General features: G+C 60.9%; 18 protein-coding genes. 11 read left to right on the top strand and 7 right to left on the bottom strand.

Going from position 1 to position 18814, the window contains the following annotated elements:
• The first annotated feature begins 16 nt into the window (after positions 1–16).
• The 9 genes from VV088_RS17790 to mfd all read left to right on the top strand — a co-directional run bounded on the left by VV088_RS17790 (position 17) and on the right by mfd (position 9353).
• The gene (locus tag VV088_RS17790) at positions 17–205 is read left to right on the top strand and encodes a protein CrcB-like protein (protein ID WP_334602016.1); all 189 of its coding nucleotides are present in this window, start codon (positions 17–19) and stop codon (positions 203–205) included.
• 138 nt (positions 206–343) lie between these two features.
• Positions 344–1285: a tRNA (adenosine(37)-N6)-dimethylallyltransferase MiaA gene (gene miaA, locus VV088_RS17785; protein WP_334602015.1), complete on the top strand. Its 942-nt coding sequence runs from the start codon at positions 344–346 to the stop codon at positions 1283–1285.
• A gap of 54 nt (positions 1286–1339) precedes the next feature.
• Positions 1340–1567 carry an RNA chaperone Hfq gene (hfq, locus tag VV088_RS17780; protein ID WP_334602084.1) on the top strand — a complete coding sequence of 76 codons (228 nt, stop codon included), beginning with the start codon at positions 1340–1342 and terminating at the stop codon, positions 1565–1567.
• 28 nt (positions 1568–1595) lie between these two features.
• A complete protein-coding gene (locus VV088_RS17775; RefSeq protein WP_334602014.1) occupies positions 1596–2870 on the top strand; it encodes an HlyD family efflux transporter periplasmic adaptor subunit in 1275 nt (424 codons plus the stop codon).
• Between the two features lie 32 nt (positions 2871–2902).
• Positions 2903–3616: a YggS family pyridoxal phosphate-dependent enzyme gene (locus VV088_RS17770; RefSeq protein ID WP_334602013.1), complete on the top strand. Its 714-nt coding sequence runs from the start codon at positions 2903–2905 to the stop codon at positions 3614–3616.
• 50 nt (positions 3617–3666) lie between these two features.
• Positions 3667–4167, top strand: coding sequence for a cell division protein SepF (locus VV088_RS17765; RefSeq protein WP_334602012.1), 501 nt, complete (start codon positions 3667–3669; stop codon positions 4165–4167).
• Between the two features lie 15 nt (positions 4168–4182).
• Positions 4183–4794, top strand: a complete 612-nt coding sequence (locus tag VV088_RS17760; protein ID WP_334602011.1) for a hypothetical protein — start codon at positions 4183–4185, stop codon at positions 4792–4794.
• A gap of 25 nt (positions 4795–4819) precedes the next feature.
• On the top strand, positions 4820–5575 hold the full coding sequence (locus tag VV088_RS17755; protein WP_334602010.1) for a DivIVA domain-containing protein: 756 nt from the start codon (positions 4820–4822) through the stop codon (positions 5573–5575).
• Positions 5576–5849: 274 nt separating this feature from the next.
• Positions 5850–9353, top strand: coding sequence for a transcription-repair coupling factor (mfd, locus tag VV088_RS17750; protein WP_334602009.1), 3504 nt, complete (start codon positions 5850–5852; stop codon positions 9351–9353).
• A 51-nt stretch (positions 9354–9404) separates the two neighbouring features.
• Here mfd and VV088_RS17745 read toward each other — a convergent pair whose 3' ends face one another.
• Positions 9405–10319 (bottom strand): hypothetical protein, encoded by a 915-nt coding sequence (locus VV088_RS17745; RefSeq protein WP_334602008.1) that lies wholly within the window; start codon positions 10317–10319, stop codon positions 9405–9407.
• A gap of 119 nt (positions 10320–10438) precedes the next feature.
• On the opposite strand from VV088_RS17745, the gene VV088_RS17740 reads away from it, so the two are divergent.
• Positions 10439–10684, top strand: coding sequence for a helix-turn-helix domain-containing protein (locus VV088_RS17740; protein ID WP_334602007.1), 246 nt, complete (start codon positions 10439–10441; stop codon positions 10682–10684).
• Positions 10685–10722: 38 nt separating this feature from the next.
• Here VV088_RS17740 and VV088_RS17735 read toward each other — a convergent pair whose 3' ends face one another.
• On the bottom strand, positions 10723–11508 hold the full coding sequence (locus tag VV088_RS17735) for a DUF6882 domain-containing protein (RefSeq protein WP_334602006.1): 786 nt from the start codon (positions 11506–11508) through the stop codon (positions 10723–10725).
• 151 nt (positions 11509–11659) lie between these two features.
• On the opposite strand from VV088_RS17735, the gene VV088_RS17730 reads away from it, so the two are divergent.
• Complete coding sequence (locus tag VV088_RS17730; RefSeq protein WP_334602005.1) at positions 11660–12856, top strand: peptidylprolyl isomerase; 1197 nt, start codon at positions 11660–11662, stop codon at positions 12854–12856.
• Between the two features lie 75 nt (positions 12857–12931).
• On the opposite strand, the gene VV088_RS17725 is transcribed toward VV088_RS17730, so the two are convergent.
• The 5 genes from VV088_RS17725 to VV088_RS17705 form a co-directional block, all read right to left on the bottom strand.
• Complete coding sequence (locus VV088_RS17725) at positions 12932–13927, bottom strand: ABC transporter permease (RefSeq protein ID WP_334602004.1); 996 nt, start codon at positions 13925–13927, stop codon at positions 12932–12934.
• A complete protein-coding gene (locus tag VV088_RS17720) occupies positions 13924–15042 on the bottom strand; it encodes an ABC transporter permease (protein ID WP_334602003.1) in 1119 nt (372 codons plus the stop codon). The genes VV088_RS17725 and VV088_RS17720 overlap by 4 nt, the downstream gene beginning before the upstream one ends.
• Positions 15039–16622 (bottom strand): ABC transporter ATP-binding protein, encoded by a 1584-nt coding sequence (locus tag VV088_RS17715; RefSeq protein ID WP_334602002.1) that lies wholly within the window; start codon positions 16620–16622, stop codon positions 15039–15041. The genes VV088_RS17720 and VV088_RS17715 overlap by 4 nt, the downstream gene beginning before the upstream one ends.
• An 86-nt stretch (positions 16623–16708) precedes the next feature.
• The gene (locus VV088_RS17710; protein WP_334602001.1) at positions 16709–17980 is read right to left on the bottom strand and encodes a BMP family ABC transporter substrate-binding protein; all 1272 of its coding nucleotides are present in this window, start codon (positions 17978–17980) and stop codon (positions 16709–16711) included.
• Positions 17981–18046: 66 nt separating this feature from the next.
• The gene (locus tag VV088_RS17705; protein WP_334602083.1) at positions 18047–18622 is read right to left on the bottom strand and encodes a xanthine phosphoribosyltransferase; all 576 of its coding nucleotides are present in this window, start codon (positions 18620–18622) and stop codon (positions 18047–18049) included.
• Between the last annotated feature and the right edge of the window lie 192 nt (positions 18623–18814).

The raw sequence follows: 18814 nt of genomic DNA, 5'->3' as shown, positions 1-18814 counted from the left end.
TGTTGGGAGGAAACGTATGGTAAAATTTTCTGTGTTGTTAATTTCTGTACCGTTAATGATAGCATCTATCGTGTGTGTGTTATTGGCTGATAGAATCGATACGGCTGTTAACGGAGATAAAAAGGCAAAGAACGTGATAGTCGTGTTTGGTGTGGGAACATTAGTAGTTTGTACGTTTGCTATTGTTGTAAGTTTCTTAGCATAAACATCCAAATCTGAAATTTCAGTTTATCTGGCAATCGCTCATTATGAGCAACTGTCCATTCAGTCATTTTGACGAAAAAAGTTGATAAGCCTTTATCAACACGGAGGGTAAACGGGCAGAAGCATTGGAGGTGATACCATGCCCCCCAAAATTTTAGTTATCACCGGCCCCACCGCCTCGGGGAAAACCTGGCTGGCGGTGGAGCTGGCCAAGCGGTACAGCGGTGAGGTGGTATCCGCCGACTCCATGCAGATCTACCGCCGCATGGACGTCGGCACCGCCAAGCCCACCCCGGAGGAGATGCAAAATATCCCCCACCACATGATCAATGTGGCCGACCCGGGGGAGGATTTTTCTGTGGCCCGCTACGTGGACATGGCCGCCGCCTGTGTGGACGGAGTGCTGTCCCGGGGCAGACTGCCCATCCTGGCGGGGGGGACGGGGCTGTATATCGACTCCCTGCTGTCCGGGCGGACCTTCGCCGCTTTTGACGAAGCCAGTCCCCTCCGGGCGGGACTGGAGGAGCGTTACGCCCGGAAGGGGGGACAGGCCCTGCTGGCGGAGCTGGCCCAGGTGGACCCGGACTCCGCCGCCCGCCTCCACCCCAACGACGCCAAACGGATCATCCGGGCGCTGGAGGTGTGGCAGACCACCGGAACGACCATCACCCAGCACAACAAGGAGACCAAAGCCCTTCCGCCCCGGTACGACGCGCTCACCCTGAACCTGGATTTTCAGCGCCGGGAGGACATGTGGGACCGTATCGGCCGCCGGGTGGACCGGATGATGGCGGACGGCCTGGCGGAGGAGGTCCAGGGACTGCTGGACAGCGGCGTCCCCCTGACCTGCACCGCCATGCAGGCCATTGGCTACAAGGAGATGGCCGCCGCCCTCCTGGGGGACGGCGATACCGCCGCCGCTGCGGAGGAAATCAAGCTCCGCTCCCGGCAGTATGCCAAACGGCAGCGCACCTGGTTCCGGCGTAATCAGGCGGCCAAGCCCCTTTTGTGGGAAGCCGAGCCAAATTTTGCGGACGTCCTGCACCGTTCGACAGCATATTTGGAAGAATTTGGTATATGATAACAGCACTCAGGCGGGACAGGCTCCCGCCGTAAAGAAAAAGGAGTGCTACATATTATGCAGAAAATCAACAACCTCCAGGACATCTTCCTCACCCAGGTCCGCCGGGAGCGGAGGACCGTCACCATGTTCCTGATGAACGGCTTCCAGATGCGGGGCTGCATCACCGGCTTTGATGCCTTCACCGTCGTCCTCACCAGCGACGGCAAGCAGCAGATCATCTACAAGCACGCCATCTCCACCATTGTGCCCGAGCGCCCGGTGCCCCTGACCGAGGAGTGACCCATCCCCACAGAAAGAGAGAACCCCTATGAAGCAAGGCAAATCCCTGATCACCTTTGTTATTCTGGCCTTCACCGCCGTGCTGGCCCTTTATTTCGGCTACTACGTTTTTCATGTGTTAAACGAGCCCTACCGCACTGCCCAGGTCTACTCCTACACCGCCAACGACAGCGTCATTGCGGACGGCCTGGTGGTGCGGGACGCTCTGCTGCTCCCCGCCCAGAACGGCATTTTGGAGATCACCCTGGCCGAGGGGGAGAAGGTGGGCAAGGGCCAGCAGGTGGCGCTGGTCTACCGGGACAGCCAGGCCCAGGCCAGCCAGGCCCAGATCGAGGAGCTGGAGATGGACATCCAGCTGCTGGAGGAGGCCATCGCCCAGCCCGGCGACCTGGAGTCCGCCGCCCGGCTGGATGAGGACATCCTCCAGTCGGTGGTGGACCTGCGGGCCTCCTACGCCCTGGGCGACTACACTCAGCTGCGCGCCCAGGCCATGGCCGTCAAGAGCGGAGTGCTGAAGCGGGGCTACACCTACGGGGAGGACCTCACCTCCGCCGGCCTGTCCACCCAGCTGCAGACCCTGCGGGCCGAGCTGGCCGTGCTCACCCGCCAGTCCGCCAGCGCCACCACCCGGATCACCGCTCCGGTGCCCGGCGTCTTCTCCAGCCTGGTCGACGGCTACGAGAGCCGCCTGACCTCGGAGAGCGTCTTCCAGCTCACCCCCTCCGCCCTGCAGGAGCTGATCGACCTGCCCGCCGGGGAGGACGGCGGCTCCATGGGCAAGCTGATCACCTCCAACACCTGGTACTTCGCCGCCAACCTGCCCAAGGAGGCGGCCGGCCGGCTGAAGGAGGGGGAGACCGCCGTCCTCCGCTTCTCCGGGGAGCTGAACCGGGATGTGGAGATGTCGGTAGACCGCATCGGTCCCACTGAGGGGGGGCTCACCCTGGTGGTCTTCTCCTCCAACCGCTACCTGACCCTCACCACCCTTCTGCGCCGCCAGACGGTAGAGCTCATCTTTGAGAGCTGGTCCGGCCTGCGCATCCCCAAGGAGGCCCTCCATCTGGTGGAGTTCACCCAGGAGCCCGGCGAGGACTCCAGCGAGCCTCCGGTCACCACCACCAAAACTGGCGTGTACGCCTTTGTCAACGGCCGGGCCGAATTCCGTGAGACGGCCATCGTACACGAGGGCGACCACTACTACGTCATCCGCCCCGTGGGCTCGGGACGCAAGGTCCTGCGGGACGGAGACGCCATCATCATCCACGGTACCGGCCTCCAGGACGGACTGCGCCTGGAGGGATAACCTCCATTCCAGATAGAGAGAAGGAATTTTTTATGGATCTGACCCAACACGTCAAGGCGGTGCAGGACAAGATCGCCGCCGCCGCCCTCGCCGCCGGGCGGGACCCCGCCTCAGTCACGCTGTGCGCCGCCACTAAGGTGCAGACCGACAGCGCCATCCGCGCCGCCATTGCCGCCGGGATTCGAGTCTGCGGCGAGAACCGGGTGCAGGAACTCACCGCCCATCTGGCCGCCGGCGCCTATGCCGGGGCGGAGGTCCACTTTATCGGCCACCTCCAGACCAACAAGGTGAAGCAGGTGGTGGGCAAGGTGGCCCTCATCCACTCGGTGGACTCGGAAAAGCTGCTTCGGGCCATCGACGGACAGGCGGAAAAGCTGGACCTGGTCCAGGACATCCTGCTGGAGGTGAACGTGGCCCGGGAGGAGAGCAAGGGGGGCATCCTGCCCGAGCAGCTGCCCGCCCTGGCGGAGGCAGCCCTGAGCTGCCCCCACGTCCGGCTGCGGGGACTGATGGCAATCCCGCCTGTTGCAGCGGTTTCGGGGGATAACCGAAAATATTTTGCCCAAATGCGCCATTTTCTTGTTGACATAATAGGGAAAATAGCGGATAATCATAGTATTGTGGACTGTCTATCTATGGGCATGAGCGGCGACTATGAGGACGCCATCACCGAGGGCGCCACCCTGGTTCGGGTGGGCACCGCTCTCTTCGGGCCCCGTCCCCCCATGACGGGGTCCGCCCACTGAGCGGCTATCTGCCCATATTTCATTTACTTCGAGGAAAAGAGGATTCATTGATGGGAATTTTTGACGAGTTCAAGCGCCTGGCCCACCCCTACGAGGACGAGGAAGATGACGGTTATGATGACTTTGATGTCTCCCCCCGCCCGGTAGAGCGCCGGGAGCGCGCCGCCGAACGTCCTCCCCGGGACAGCAGCTACAGCGGCGGCTACAGCAGCTACAGCTCCTCCCCGCCTGACGACGACCGCCGCTCCAACAAGGTGGTCAACATCCGGGCGGCCACCCAGCTGCAGGTGGTGCTGGTGAAGCCCGAGCGGTTTGAGGACGCCTCCTCCATCGCTGACCACCTGCGGGAAAAGCGCACTGTGGTGCTCAACCTGGAGTCCACCAACGGCGAAATCGCCCGCCGCCTGCTGGACTTTCTGGCCGGCGTCTCCTACGCCAACGAGGGCAAAATCAAGAAGGTGGCCATCTCCACCTACATCATCACCCCCTACAACGTGGACATTCTGGGCGACTTGATTGACGAGCTGGAGAACAACGGATTGTATTTCTAAAGAGGAATATTACTTATGAGACTGAAATCGCCCGCTGTTTTGTTCCTTGCCGCCGCCCTGCTGGCCGGGTGCGCCGCCGGGGAGACCGCTTCTCAGCCGGACCAGTCTCCCGCGGCGGATCGATCCGCTCCCGCGCTGAAGACGGTGTCGGACAAGCCCGCAGAGGTGCTTTTCGTGGACGACCCCGCCTCCCCCTACCCCATGGTGGTGGATAGCTGGTCGGTGGACCTGGACGGGGACGGCGTGGACGAGCTGGTGGAGCTGCGGGCGGAGAAGACCTACTTCGGCAACGAATCCGAGCCGGACAAGTGGTTTGAGGGAGATGGGGTAATGCATCCCTACACCCTGGTGGTCACCCAGGGGGAGACCGTCTGGGAACTGCCCCTGGGCTGGGAAGACAACGGTTCTCCTCCGTTGCGCCCCATCTATTGGGATGAGGAGCGGACCGGGCGGGGCTGGACCCAGGACCGGGCCGGGCGACCGGTTTTGGTCCTCTGGTTTGACTCCTTTTCCCGGGTGCTTGACATCTACGCTCTGGGACTTCAAGGAGGGAAACCGGTTCTTTTGCCCGTCCCCGAGGGCGAGTTTCAGGCCGAGCCGGACCATTGGTCTGAATGGTATACTTAGAAGATAGAGAAGGGAGGCTTTGCATATGCTCACGCCACAGGAGGTATCCGAGCGCGCCTTTCAGAAGGCGTCCTTCGGCGGCTATAACATGGGCCAGGTGGACGAATTTCTGGACATCCTGACCGGAGACTACTCCGCGCTGTTCAACGAGAACGCGGTGCTGAAAAATAAGATGAAGGTGCTGGTGGACAAGGTAGAGGAGTACCGCTCCACCGAGGAGGCCATGCGAAAGGCTCTGCTGGCCGCCCAGCGGATGGCGGACGACCTGGTGCGGGAGGCCGAGCAGAAGAAGGACGCCATGCTGGCCCAAACGGAGAAGGACGTGGACGCCCGCCGGGCGGAGCTGTCCCGCGAGCTGGAGGCGGAGGAGTACCGGCTGAAAAAGGCTCAGGAGGAGACCGCCGCCTTTGTGGCCAAGGTGCGCGCCCTCCACGCTCAGGAGGCGGAGTACCTCTCCCACCTGGAGGAGCTGTGTCCCGCCGATCTGGCCCCCGCCCCCGACCCGGTGGCGGAAAAGGCCTCGGAGATTGACGACAACGTCCAGCGCCTGCTGGCCCAGGCCATGGAGGCCGCCGCCGCAGAGAATCGGCGGACCCGGGCGGAGCAGGAGGAGGATTCGGATCTGTCCGACACCGCCGAGTTCCCCATGGACGGCCCCTACGAGGATGAGGAATTTCCCCCCGAGGAGGACTACGGCGAGGAGGACCACCGCCGTCCCCCCACCGGGAGCCGCATCAACTTCGGTGAGCTTCAGTTTGGACAGGACTACGAGATTACCTGACTGGAAAAACCGGCTTGGAGCAACGACGCTCCAGGCCGGTTTTATCCCTGTCCCTTCGTAATCCCGTGTCGCTGCTGCTGTTTCATGGAAAGGCTGATATTCATTCCATTGCGGACCAACTATAAAATCTTCCAATATGAACGCCTGCCAAAATTCCCCTTGACGGCGCTCCCGCCTGCCGGTATACTAAAGGGTACCTGACCGACCCCTCCCCCTTTTGGGGGCAGGGGCATTGCCGCGTTCCCAAACCCTGTTGAAAATCGAGGTTTTTTCCATGAAACTGCTTACCGCCGCCTTCAGCCGTCTTCCGGAATTTCAGCAGCTCCTCTCCGCCCTGGAGGGGGGCCGCTCCCCTATGGCCCTGTCCGGGGCGGCGGCCATCCACCGGGTCCACGCCGCCGCCGCCATCGGGCTGACCACCCAACGTCCTGTTGTGGTGATCTGCGCCGGTGAAAGCGAGGGGGAGAAGCTGGCCCGGGACCTGGGGGCTTTCGCTGCCGGGACGGCGGTTCCCGTGCTGGGCCCCCGGGACTTCACCTTTCACAACGCCTCCTCCGTCTCCCGCCAGTGGGAGCACCGGCGGCTGGCCTTGATGAAGGGAGTGGCGGACGGGAAGTACCCCTTCCTGGTGGCCACCGTGGAGGGCCTGCTCCAGCGGACCATTCCCCCTCAGACGCTGGAGCACTGCTGCCGGGAGTTGAAGACCGGCGGGGCCTATAATCTGAACGAGCTGGCCGAGGGGCTGGCCGCCGCCGGATATGTCCGGTGCGAGCAGGTGGAGGGCGTGGGACAGTTCGCCCTGCGGGGCGGCATTCTGGACGTCTTCTCACCAGGAATGGCCCAGCCCGTCCGAGTGGAGTTTTTCGGGGACGAGGTGGACGCCATGGGGGTCTTCGACCCGGCCACCCAGCGGCGGACCGAGAACATCGAAACCGCCCTTCTCCTCCCCGCCGCTGAGGTCCTGCCCCAGCTGGCCCCGGAGGGGCTGGCCGGGCTGAGCAGGCAGCTGTCCAAGCTGGCGGCCAAGGCGCTGCAAAGGGGGAACAAGCCTCTGGCCGCCACCCTGGAGGCCGACGGCGAGGCCATCGCCCAGGGGCGGACCTTTCCCGCTCTGGACCGCTACCTCCCCCTGATCTACCCGGAGCTGGCCGGGGCGGTGGACTATCTGCCCCCCGACGCCTGCGTCCTCTTCGACCAGGGCCCAAGGGCGGCGGAGCGGGCCAGATCCTGGCAGTGGCAGTTGGAGGAGGACATAAAAACCCTGCTGGAGCAGGGAGAGCTGGACCCCTCCTGCGGCGAGCTGGCCCTTACCTTCCCCCAGTTCCTCAACCGCCTGGAGGAATGGCCCCTGGTGTTTCTGGATTCCTTCACCACGGCCAGCTATCCCATCCCCCCCAAGGCGCTGCTGTCCATCACGGCCAAGCAGCTGCCCCCCTTCCTGGCCAGCCTGGAGACGGCGGTCCAGGACCTGGCCCACTACCAGAACAGCGGCTTCGCCTCGCTGGTGCTGGTGTCTGGCGAGCAGCGGGCGCTGGACCTGCAGACCCTCCTGCGGGAGCAGAAGGTGAAAGCCGCGGTGGACTTCCGCCTGACCGCCCTGCCCCAGCCGGGACAGGTGGTTATCACCGTGGGCGGACTGTCCAGCGGGTTCGAGTATCCGGCTATTCAGCTGGCCGTCCTCACCGAGGGGGAGAAGGCCGCCGGAAAAAAGCCCCGCCGCCAGAAGGAGGCTACCAACCGGCAGAAGCTGAAGTCCTACGCCGACCTGACCCCCGGCGATCTGGTGGTCCACGAGCACCATGGGGTGGGCCGGTACGTGGGTATGGTGAAGATGCCGGTGGACGGCATTGAGAAGGATTATGTAAAAATCGCCTACGCAGGCACCGATGTGCTCTACGTACCCGCCACCCAGCTGGACCTGGTGAGCAAGTACATCGGCGGCGGAGAGGACGCCAATGAGACAAAAAAGCTGAACCGTCTGGGGGGCCAGGAGTGGGAAAAGGCCAAGAAGAAGGCTAAAAAGGCGGTGCAGGACCTGGCCAAGGGGCTGATCCAGCTCTACGCCCAGCGCCAGCGCCAGCCGGGCTACGCCTTTGCCCCCGATTCCCCCTGGCAGCGGGAATTTGAGGAGCAGTTTGAGTATACCGAGACGGACGACCAGCTGCGGTGCATTGAGGAGATCAAGCGGGACATGGAGCGCCCCACCCCCATGGACCGCCTGCTGTGCGGCGACGTGGGCTACGGCAAGACGGAGGTGGCCTTCCGGGCCATGATGAAGTGCGTGCTGGACAACAAACAGGCGGCCATTCTGGTGCCAACCACCGTGCTGGCCCGGCAGCACTACCTCACCGCCCTGCGCCGGTTTCAGAAATACCCCGTCAACATCGACGTGGTGTCCCGCTTTCGCACCTCCGCCCAGATGAAGGAGACCCTCCGCCGGGTGGAGGCGGGGGAGGTGGACATCCTCATCGGCACCCACCGGCTGTTTAACAAGGACGTGCGCTTCAAGGACCTGGGACTTCTTGTGGTGGACGAGGAGCAGCGGTTCGGCGTGCAGCACAAGGAGAAGCTGAAGGAGAATTTTAAGCAGGTGGATGTGCTCACCCTGTCCGCCACTCCCATCCCCCGGACGCTGAATATGGCCCTGTCCGGCATCCGGGACATGTCCACCCTGGAGGAACCTCCCGCCGACCGTCAGCCGGTGCAGACCTACGTGCTGGAGCACGACTGGAGCCTGCTGGCCGACGCCATGAGCCGGGAGCTGGATCGAGGGGGGCAAGTATTTTACCTTCACAACCGTATCGAGACCATTGACCGCTGTGCCGCCCGCATTCAAATGCTCCTGGGGGAGGAGGCCGCCATCGGCGTGGCCCACGGCCGGATGACCCAGGAGGCCATTGACGACGTGATGGCCCAGATGACCGACGGGGAGCTGAATGTCTTAGTCTGCACCACCATTATTGAGACGGGCATCGATCTGCCCAACGTGAACACCCTCATCATGGAGGACGCCGACAAGCTGGGACTGGCCCAGCTCCACCAGATCCGGGGGCGGGTGGGCCGGTCCAATCGGAGGGCCTTCGCCTACCTCACCTATCGAAAGGGGAAGGTACTCAGCGAAGTGGCCTCTAAGCGACTGGAGGCCATTCGGGAGTTTGCCGAGTTCGGCTCCGGCTTCAAAATCGCCATGCGGGACCTGGAAATTCGGGGGGCGGGCAACGTGCTGGGGCCGGAGCAGAGCGGCTTTCTGCTCAGCGTGGGCTATGACATGTATCTGAAACTGCTGGAAGAGGCCGTCCTGCTGGAGCAGGGCCAGCCTCTGCCCACCCGTACCGAGTGTGCAGCCAACCTCAGCGTGTCCGCCTCCATCCCCGACCGGTACGTCCCCTCTCCGGAGCAGAGGATGGACCTGTACCGCCGCATCGCCGCCATCCGCGGCGAGGAGGAGGCCGACGAGCTGGTGGACGAGCTCATTGACCGCTACGGCGAGCCTCCCCGGCCGGTGAACAACCTGATTTCGGTGGCGCTTCTCCGTGCGGCGGCGGCTCGGTGCCGCATTAACGACCTGGCCCAGAAGGGGGACCGGCTGATTTTTACCTTGGACGAGTTCCGCCTGGAGCCCTTCTCCGCCCTGTGCGCCCAAGAAAAGTATACCAAACGCCTGCTCCTCATCCCCGGCGACACGCCCCGGTTCTCCTTCCGTCTGGCCAAGGGGGAGGACCCCCTCCGGGCCGCCCGGCAGGTGGTGGAGAACTACGCCGAGGCGCTGGAAACATAAAAGAAATACTGACATGAACAGAAAGCGGCCGCCCAAGGGCGGCCGCTTTCTTTATGGATTCAATGTGATATTTTCTTCGGCAAATGCTTCTGCTAGCCAGTCATTATTATCATAGATACGAAGTGTAAACTCAATTTCCTCTATTTCTGCAATGCTGTTTTCTTCCAATGTACTGTCGGACCAGGACATGGAAGCGAAGGCACATTTTCCAGCCATTACAGCCTTAGCAAAAAATGGATCAGCCATGTAACCGTTTACAGATGCGTCGTTTACGCTGAACATAACCTCTTTGTCACTCTTATTAATAAAGAACAAATTCACAGTATAACCCCAAATACTGTCCTCGGTGTATCCGGTCACAATTGCTGTGGCATACTCATTATCAACAAGAACTTGGTCTGTCGGCTGGGGCTCCCTTGTAAAGGTGGAAGCCTTATCCTCTCCATAGGGGTAAATGTGGACTGTCTCCAGTGCCGTTTCCTCTGCCAGCCAGTCATTGGAATCGTATACCCGAATGGTCAATTCAATATCCGTAAATTCCCCAACTTCATTTTCCTGGAGCGCGGAGTCCATAAAGCTGATGTCCTCAATGGCCTTTTTTCCGGGGGCAACCTCTTTCGCAAAAAGCGGGTCACTCTGAACGCCGTTCACAGCGGCGCTCTGAGCGGCAAACATATATGTTTTGTCTTTGGATTTGTTTTCTAGATTGGCCTTCAATGTAAAGCCCCACATATCGTCTGGATCAATACCTGTAATCTTTACCGTGCAGGCCTCGTTGTCTATCACGGTGAGCTCTTGAAAAGTAATCTCAGGGCCTTTCTCCTCCGGCTTTGGCTTCTCCACGTCGGGCTTTCCCTGGGAAGATGTCGAGGTGCTTGAGGGTTTGCCGCCGCTCTGTGTATCTCCGCAGGCAGTCAGGCAGAACGCCAGCAGGAGGGCAAGCAGAATACTGATCTTTCTTTTCATTGTATCTCTCCTTTTATTGTTGATCTTTCTCCAAGGCTGCTGATCTTTAACACAATGATAGCATCTTTATATGTTAAAGTCAAGAAAAATACTTATCTTTAGCATATCGGGGTTTTACTTTGAAGATTTATGACTTTAACGGAAAAAAGAACATATCTGGCGATCGCATCCGGGAGGCCCGGCTGAAAAGGCGGCTTTCACAGTCTGATCTAGCGGCGCAAATGCAGGTGGAGGGAATCATGATCGAGCGTGACAGTGTCAGCCGCATTGAGATTGGCACACGCTTCATCCCCGACTACGAGCTGCCCTTCTTTGCGAAGGTTCTTGGCGTCTCTGTCGATTGGCTGCTGGGATTATCAGGTTAACATAACAGAACGGCCGCCCAAAGGGGCGGCCATCTCTTTTACGGTTTTACTGTCTGGCTCAGATTCTTGGTCCGGTAATTCTCCCCCGCCTGCTCGAACTCCACCGCCACATCGGCGTCGAAGTGGGCGGTGAGGATGTCGCCGGACCAGTCGAAGGGGGTCTTGTTCCAGCGCAGGAATGCCTCCACGAAGATTTTGTGGTCCAGATAGAACTGCTGGATGCACTGGCTCACGCTGTTGATGAAGGTGATGCCGTCCACCGGAGCGAACAGCTCCTTGGGCATGTCACACAGGGCCACGAAGGCGGCCCCCTGTCCGCCGGCGGTGGGACAGCGGTAGTAGCAGCGGTCCTCCGCCAGAGCTCCGCAGACCACCATAGAGAAGTTGTGGCCGTTGAAGGTGCCGTTCAGCTCACACTGGGGGTGCATCAGCGGCTCCAGACCCCAGGTCTGGCCGTAGGTCCGGGCGATCTGGGCCTGGCCCAGCACGCTGTTGGGGAAATTGTTGATATTCTCCCAGCCCCACAGCCAGGAGTTGGAGGCATAGGACTCACTGCCCAGGAACTGGACCCGGAACTCCTGTTTGCCCAGCGTGAGGGCGCCCTTCTCAAAGTCGATATACCAGCCCTCCTCGCCTCTCACCAGATCCAGAAAGGCGTGCTGGGCGGTGTACATCTTGCCCAGGCAGGCGGAGAACACCTGATCCCAGTCGGACATATTCACACCGTCGGGGAAAAAGGACACCGGCGCACCCGGTCCCTTGGGGGCCTCCGGCTCCTGCTTCGGCGCAGCATTTTTTCCAAACAGCGTTCCAAATAAGGACATCGCAGTCACTCCTCTCTATTTTGGGACAGTTTACCACAATGCGCACCGGTTTGCAAGCGAGAATCAGGCTTGCCCTGGACCGGAAACTGTGATATGATAGGGGCTGTTCCCTATTTATCATGTTCTTAGATCTTACGAAAGGAAGCACTTTATGAATCATACCAAACGTTTTGGGGCCCTGGCGCTGGCCCTTGTCATGACCCTTACCGCCTTGACCGGCTGCGGCGGGACCTCTGCCGGTCCCGATGGAAGCTCTGCCTCTGGCTCTGGCAGCGCCTCCGGCTCCGCTTCCCAGGCAGAACCTATGGACCTGTCCCAGATCACCGACCCCTATTTGGCGGTCTCCGGACTGGCCGGGGATGAGACTCTCGCCAGGCTGGGCGAGACGGCGATCACTGCCGCAGACTATCTCTACTGGCTTGACTGGGTCATTGAGAACTACCTGGATCAGTTCGGCGGCCAGATGACCACCCTGCCCTGGGACGTTCAGATGACGGACGACGGCCTCACCTTCGGCCAGTATATGCTGGATCAGGCCACAGAAATCGCTGTCTTCCACGCCATGCTGCGGGAGCTGGCCCGTCAGGAGGGACTCACCCCCGACCCCTCCGTTGCCGCCGATATGGATATGCAGTATGCCGACATGGTGGTGCAGGCCGGCTCGGATGAGTCCCAGGTGATCTACACCTTCTGGGGCAATATGCTCACCAAGGACCTGCTGATCAAGCTCAACGAGAACAACGACCTCTACGACCAGCTGCAGGAGCTCTACTTCGGCGAGGACAGCGGCAGTTACCCCACCGACGCTGAGGTGAACGCCTATCTGGACGAAAACGGTTACTTCCATGTGAAGCATATTCTTCTGATGACCATCGATCAGGACACCAGCGAGCCGCTGGAGGAGGAGGCAATCGCCCAGAAGAAAGCCACTGCCGACGATCTGCTGGCTCAGCTTCAGGCGTCGGAGGACCCCATCACCCTCTTCGACCAGCTGATGAACCAGCACAGCGAGGACGGCGGTCTGCTCCTCAATCCGGAGGGCTACATCTTCAGTGCCTCCGACTCTCTGGTGGGCGGCTTCCGGGAGGCCGCGCTGGAGCTGTCTGTGGGCGAGATCTCCGATGTGGTGGAGACAGATTACGGCTATCATATCATGCTCCGCCTGCCCATCGACCCTGCCGAATACCGGGCGGCCTGCATCTCCAGCCTGCTGAGAGAGAAGATCGACCAGGAACGGGACCGGCTGGGCCTGGAAAAGACCGCCGCCTTTGACACGCTGGATGTGAGCTCCTTCTGGGACAATATGCAGTCCCTGCAGCTCGCCATTCAGACTGAGTTGGCCGACTGACAGGCAACACAAAGGAGCGCCCCAAACCGGGGCGCTCCTGTTATTTTTTCGCTCTATTATACAGTTCGTGATCAATTACCGCTCCTCGCGGAAGTAGTTCAGGCCCAGAGCGGCGGGCTGGCCGGACCCCTCCCTCCTGCGGATGGAGGAGGCAATCAGCACGATGGCAGTGATCAGGAAGGGGAGGGCCTTGTACAGCTGAGCCGGGACCGTATTGAGCCAGCCCAGCGATCCTGGGAAAGCTCCGGCCAGCGACCCGGCGTAGATCTGCAAGGTGTTGAAGAAGCCGAAGACCAGGGTGCCTAAAATGGCCAGCACCGGGTTCCAGTTGGCAAAGATCACCAGGGCGATGGCGATCCAGCCGTAGCCGTTGATCCAGCAGTTGGAGCCCTCAAAGGAGCCGCTCATATACAGGGCCATGTAGAACCCGCCCAGGCCCATGATGCCGGAACCTCCAATGAGGTGGATGTACTTATACATCAGAGTGTTCACGCCCACCGAGTCAGCTGCGCCGGGGTTCTCCCCCACCGCCCGCAGACGCAGGCCCGTCTTGGTGAAGTTGAGATACCACCACACCAGCACGGCGATGACAATCCCCAGATAGACCAGCAGATTGTGGGAAAACAGGGCCTTTCCGATTACAGGGAGTTTAGAAAGGCCCGGAATTTCCAGTGCGGAAAATCCCTTCACCAGACTCCCGGCGCCGGTCATGGCGGGCCACCGCTCCCCCAGGCCCTTGCCCACAAAGAAGTACAGGCCCAGGCCGAAGGTGGTGATGGTCAGGCCGGTGACGTTCTGATTGGCCTGGAGGGAGACGGTCAGCACCGCGAAGAGCAGTCCGCACAGCCCTGCCGCCAGAAAGGAGACCAGCAGGCCCACCGCCAGACTGTTGGCCACGCACCCGGCCAGATAGCCAAAAATGGCTCCGATGGCCATGGTGCCCTCCACGCCCAGGTCCAGGCTGCCGGATTTCTCCACCACGATCTCTCCCACCGTGCCGTAGAGCAGAGGGATATTCACCAGGACGATGTTAAAGAGGAACAGCGTCAATACATTGATGGGATCGTTCATTTTGCCGCCTCCTTTCTGGTCCGCGCCAGGCGAAAGCGGGTGAAAAAGTCCGCCGCCAGCACGATGAAGAGGATCACTCCCTGAAGCAGATTAGCGAAGTTGGCGTCGATGGAGGGGTAGGTGGTGCTGGCCGTCTGGCACCCGAACTGGAGCACCGTGATCAGCAGAGAGGCCACCACAATGCCCACCATGTTCAGCTTGGCCAGCCAGGCCACCACCACGCCGGTCCAGCCCACGTCGTTGGTGACGGAGGTGGACAGGATGCCCGCGGAGGACACCTGGAAGGCCCCCGCCAGGCCGATGAGGGCGGCGGACAGGAAGATGGTGCGGATGACAATCTTTCCCACCTTCATCCCGGCGTACCGGGCGGTGTTGGGGCTGTCCCCCACCACGGCAATCTCATAGCCCCGCTTGGTGTAGTTCAGATAGATGTACAGCAGCACGCACAGAACGGCGGCGATCACCAGGGACAGGTTCAGGTTGAAGGGCCCGATGGGGATGGTGATCATCTGGGCGTTGGCCGGGAACTTGGCGAACTTGGGCCGGGCGGAATCCGGGTCCAGGAAAAAATTCCAGTCCGTTTTTGTCTCGGCAAAATATTGCAGGAAGTATAGGGCCACATAGTTCAGCATCAGGGTGAGGAGGGTCTCGTTGGTCCCCCACTTCACCTTCAGCGCCGCCACGAACACACCGTACAGTCCGCCCCCCAGGGCGCCGCACAGGGCCATGACCACCACCATCAAGGGCTGGGGCAGGGTCCCGCCCAGCTTCATGGCAGCGAAGCCCGCCCAGAACGCCCCCATAATGAACTGTCCCTCGCCGCCGATGTTCCAAAAGCGCATCTTGAAGGCCAGCGCCAGGGCCATCGACGTGATCAGCAGCGGGACGAACAGCTTGATGAAATTCTCCACTGAACGCCAGGGGTAGCGGCTGCCGGGGATGCCCATGGTGAGCAGCTGCTTATAGAAGGTAACGGGCTCCACCCCCTGGACCATCAGCAGCACCGCGCCCACCAGCAGCGCCAGCACCACCGCCGCCACATAGGCTGCGGCCTGACGGCCCGGTCCGGCGTGGTCCCGCTTGACCACGTGGAACAGAGGCTGACGGTTTTTCATTCCTCCACCTCCTCGGATTCCTCGATGCGGCTGTCCCGGGCGATGCCGGCGGGCTTGTCCTCATACTTGTTGGTCAGGTCCAGCGCCCCGGTCATCATCAGGCCCAGCTCCTCCTTGCTGGTCTTGTGGGCGTGGACCACGCCCATCACTCTGCCGTGGCACAGCACCATGATCTTATCGCACAGGTCGATCATCACGTCCAGGTCCTCCCCCACGAAGAGGATGCCTACCCCGTCCTTCTTCTGCTTGTTCAGGATGTCGTAGATGGCGTAGGAGGAGTTGATGTCCAGCCCCCGGACGGGGTAAGCGGTGACAATCACGTTGGGGCCGGCCTTGATCTCCCGGCCCAGCAGCACCTTCTGCACGTTGCCTCCGGACAGGCGGCGCACCGGCGTCTCGGTGGAGGGGGTGACGATCTCCAGCTCGTCGATGACCTGCTGGGCCTCCGCCCGACCGGTCTTTCGGTCCACAAAGGGCCCCTTGGACTGGTCGTACTTTTTCAGCAGCATGTTGTCGGTCACCGACATGGAGGGAGCCAGGCCCATGCCCAGCCGGTCCTCGGGGATGAAGGACATGGAGATGCCCTTTTCCAAAATCGACTTGGGGCTGAGGCCCACGATGTTGTCCCCCTTATGGATCATCATGCCGCTCTCAATCGGCCGCAGGCCGGCGATAGCCTCGCACAGCTCCTTCTGTCCGCAGCCGGCGATGCCGGCCACCCCCAGGATCTCGCCCCCCCGGATGTAGAAGTTCACCCGGTCGATGGCCACCGCCCCCTCGTCATTGCGGATGGTCAGGTCCCGGATCTCCAGCAGGGGCCGGGTCTTCTCCACCACGGGGCGGTCGATGTTCAGTTCCACCTTCCGGCCCACCATGTACTCGGTGAGCTGCTGCTCGCCGGTGGAGGAGGTGTCCACGGTACAGATGTACTCCCCCTTTCGGAGGATGGCCACCCGGTCGCTGATCTCCAGCACCTCGTTGAGCTTGTGGGTGATGATGATGATGGCGTGGCCCGATCCCTTCATGCGGCGGAGCACATCGAAGAGCCTGGCCGTCTCCTGCACGGTGAGGACGGCGGTGGGTTCGTCCAGGATGATGATCTTGGCCCCGTAGTACAGCACCTTGACGATCTCCAGGGTCTGCTTCTCTGACACCGCCATGTTGTACACCTTTTTCCGGGGATCTATATCAAAGCCGAACTTTTTTGCCATCTCCCCAATGGTGTTGTACCGGTCCTTTTTCAGCACCGCGCCCGACTTGTCGTCCCCCAGCCAGATGTTGTCGGCGGCGGAGAAGACGTCAACCAGCTTGAAGTGCTGGTGGACCATGCCGATCCCCAGCCGCTTGGCGTCCTCCGGGGAGTTGATGGACACCTCCTGCCCGTTCAGCAGGATGGACCCGCTGTCCGGCTTGTAGATGCCCGACAGCATGTTCATCAGGGTGGTCTTGCCCGAGCCGTTCTCCCCCAGCAGGGCCAGGATCTCCCCCGGTTTGACGTTCAGGTTGACATTTTTGTTTGCCGCTACGCTGCCAAAGCTTTTGCAGATGCCCCGCATCTCAATGGCATACCGTTCCTCCATACCTTCTCTCCTCTTCCAAAAACACGCGGGCCGGCCGGTGGTATCCGGCCGGCCCGGTTCGGGTCTGCGTTGATTGGGCGGGAGGGTCAGCCCTCCACCACGCCAGCTACATTGTAATCCATGCTGCCCTTGATCACGCCGTCGTCCACAGAGGGACCGCCGGCGGGGACAATCACGGTCCCGTTGGTATCCACCAGGTCGGCCTCGGTTTTGACGATTTCTACCGAGCCGTCCTCCCCGATGTTATAGCTCAGCTTCACACCGGTGAACACGTCCCACTCGCCGGACTTAATCAGCTCCCGGACCGCGTCCATCACGGCGGTGGTGTTGGGGGCGGCGGTGGCCTCGTTCACGGGAGAGGTGTCCACAAGGCCCTCGGCCAGGCCGGCGTAGTAGGCGTTGCCGTCCATGTTTTCCACAAACTTGGAGGCATCGCCGTTGCAGGCCATGGCGGCCTCGATGGCGGTCTGGTAGTAGACGTTCCAGTGCCAGATGGCGGCGGTGATGTGGGCGTTGGGGGCCTGCTCAGTCATGTCGGAGTTGTAGCCGCAGCCGAAGGCGTTGTTCTCCTGGGCCACCAGCTGGGGCTGGGCGGAGTCGCAGTGCTGGGAGATGACGCCGCAGTTATAGGTGTCGATGAGGGCCTGGGCGGCCTGGCGCTCCAGGTTCTCGTTGCCCCAGATGTTGATTTTCTTTACATAGACGGTGGCGTCCGGGTTGGCGGACTGAACACCCAGGGTAAAGCCGTTGATGCCGGAGCAGGTCTCGGCGTACTCAGTGTTGTATGCGGCCACATAGCCGATGGAGTTGTTGCCGGTCTCCAGAGACTTCAGCCCGGCGGCGATGCCGGCCAGGTAGCGGGCCTGATAGATGCGGCCGAAGTAGTTGTTGAAGTTGGTGTCATTGCCCAGATAGCCGGTGCCGTGGGAGAAGATGATCTCGGGGTAATCCCCGGCCTTGTCGTTCATGGCGTCGATGTAGCCGAAGGAGATGCCGAAGATCACGTTGGCTCCCTGGTTGGCCAGGGTGTCGATGGCGCTGCACACAGCGTCATAGTCCTCATCCACCTTGTCCACAATGAGCAGCTGGGTGGCGGGGTCCATGCCCAGGTCCTTCATGGCGGTGGTGATGCCGTTGTGGTGCTGGAAGGTATACCCGGCCACATCGTTCTGGCTGGTGATATAGATGGCGCCCACCTTGAAGTCGGAGCTGTCGCCGCCGGTGGGGGCAGACACATCACTGCCGCTCCCGGAAGCGGCGGGACTGCTGGCGGCAGGGGTGCTGGTGCTGCCGCCGCCGCAGGCGGCAAGGGACAGGCTCATAGCCGCAGCCAGAGCCAGCGCAAGAAGTTTTTTCATTCTAGTTCCTCCTTAAGTTGTTCTTCCTCTTTCTACCTTATATATTAAAACCGGACCAGTCCGGCTTTAATCCATAAATTCCACGCCGGTTTCCTCGCTCATGGACTTGATCCGAGCCAGTGACTCCACCCGGATTCCCTTGGCGCGCAGCCGGTCTCCACCAGGCTGGAATGCCTTTTCGATGACGATCCCCGCCCCGGCCAGCTCCGCCCCGGACTGGCTCACCAGATCGATCAGCCCCTCCAGCGCCGCGCCGTTGGCCAGGAAGTCGTCGATGATCAGGACCTTGTCCCCCGGACCCAGGAACCGGGTGGACACGATCACATCAGACACATTCCCATGGGTAAAGGACCTGACTTTGGTGGTGTACACCTCGCCGGCGATGTTTTTGGTCTTGCTCTTTTTGGCAAAGATCACCGGACAATGAAAAAACTGCGCTGTGACACAAGCGATCCCGATGCCGGAGGCCTCGATCGTCAAAATCTTGTTCACACCGCAGCCGTCAAACCGGCGCAGAAATTCCTTGCCGATCTCCTCAAAAAGGGCAACATCCATCTGGTGGTTCAGAAAACTGTCCACCTTCAGCACATCGTTCCCCTTCACCGTTCCATCCTTCCGGATTCGCTGCTTCAGCAGCTCCATGGGGACTCCACCGCCTTTCTGAAACGAAACGATGGCCCGAATCGTCCGGGCCACGTCCTTCTGCAAAAAATGCCACAACTACATTGTACAAGAAATCCCCCCGTTTTTCAATCCCCTTTTTTCGGGTTTTTCCTCACATTCTCCATAATTTTTTCTGGCATTTTTCCTTTTTTCTCCATAGTTTGCCAGTCC

It is taken from the genome of Lawsonibacter sp. JLR.KK007, assembly GCF_036941135.1.
Classification (GTDB): Bacteria; Bacillota; Clostridia; order Oscillospirales; family Oscillospiraceae; genus Lawsonibacter.
This window is presented reverse-complemented; position numbering and strand designations above follow the sequence as displayed.

Bases quoted from the DNA above. Each gene is read 5' to 3' on its own strand.
- VV088_RS17725 (WP_334602004.1), bottom strand. From the start codon at position 13,927: ATGAACGATCCCATCAATGTATTGACGCTGTTCCTCTTTAACATCGTC.
- VV088_RS17775 (WP_334602014.1), top strand. From the start codon at position 1,596: ATGAAGCAAGGCAAATCCCTGATCACCTTTGTTATTCTGGCCTTCACC.
- VV088_RS17715 (WP_334602002.1), bottom strand. From the start codon at position 16,622: ATGGAGGAACGGTATGCCATTGAGATGCGGGGCATCTGCAAAAGCTTT.
- miaA (WP_334602015.1), top strand. From the start codon at position 344: ATGCCCCCCAAAATTTTAGTTATCACCGGCCCCACCGCCTCGGGGAAA.
- VV088_RS17745 (WP_334602008.1), bottom strand. From the start codon at position 10,319: ATGAAAAGAAAGATCAGTATTCTGCTTGCCCTCCTGCTGGCGTTCTGC.
- VV088_RS17765 (WP_334602012.1), top strand. From the start codon at position 3,667: ATGGGAATTTTTGACGAGTTCAAGCGCCTGGCCCACCCCTACGAGGAC.
- VV088_RS17770 (WP_334602013.1), top strand. From the start codon at position 2,903: ATGGATCTGACCCAACACGTCAAGGCGGTGCAGGACAAGATCGCCGCC.
- VV088_RS17705 (WP_334602083.1), bottom strand. From the start codon at position 18,622: ATGGAGCTGCTGAAGCAGCGAATCCGGAAGGATGGAACGGTGAAGGGG.
- VV088_RS17730 (WP_334602005.1), top strand. From the start codon at position 11,660: ATGAATCATACCAAACGTTTTGGGGCCCTGGCGCTGGCCCTTGTCATG.
- VV088_RS17710 (WP_334602001.1), bottom strand. From the start codon at position 17,980: ATGAAAAAACTTCTTGCGCTGGCTCTGGCTGCGGCTATGAGCCTGTCC.
- mfd (WP_334602009.1), top strand. From the start codon at position 5,850: ATGAAACTGCTTACCGCCGCCTTCAGCCGTCTTCCGGAATTTCAGCAG.
- VV088_RS17735 (WP_334602006.1), bottom strand. From the start codon at position 11,508: ATGTCCTTATTTGGAACGCTGTTTGGAAAAAATGCTGCGCCGAAGCAG.
- VV088_RS17760 (WP_334602011.1), top strand. From the start codon at position 4,183: ATGAGACTGAAATCGCCCGCTGTTTTGTTCCTTGCCGCCGCCCTGCTG.
- VV088_RS17790 (WP_334602016.1), top strand. From the start codon at position 17: ATGGTAAAATTTTCTGTGTTGTTAATTTCTGTACCGTTAATGATAGCA.
- VV088_RS17755 (WP_334602010.1), top strand. From the start codon at position 4,820: ATGCTCACGCCACAGGAGGTATCCGAGCGCGCCTTTCAGAAGGCGTCC.
- VV088_RS17720 (WP_334602003.1), bottom strand. From the start codon at position 15,042: ATGAAAAACCGTCAGCCTCTGTTCCACGTGGTCAAGCGGGACCACGCC.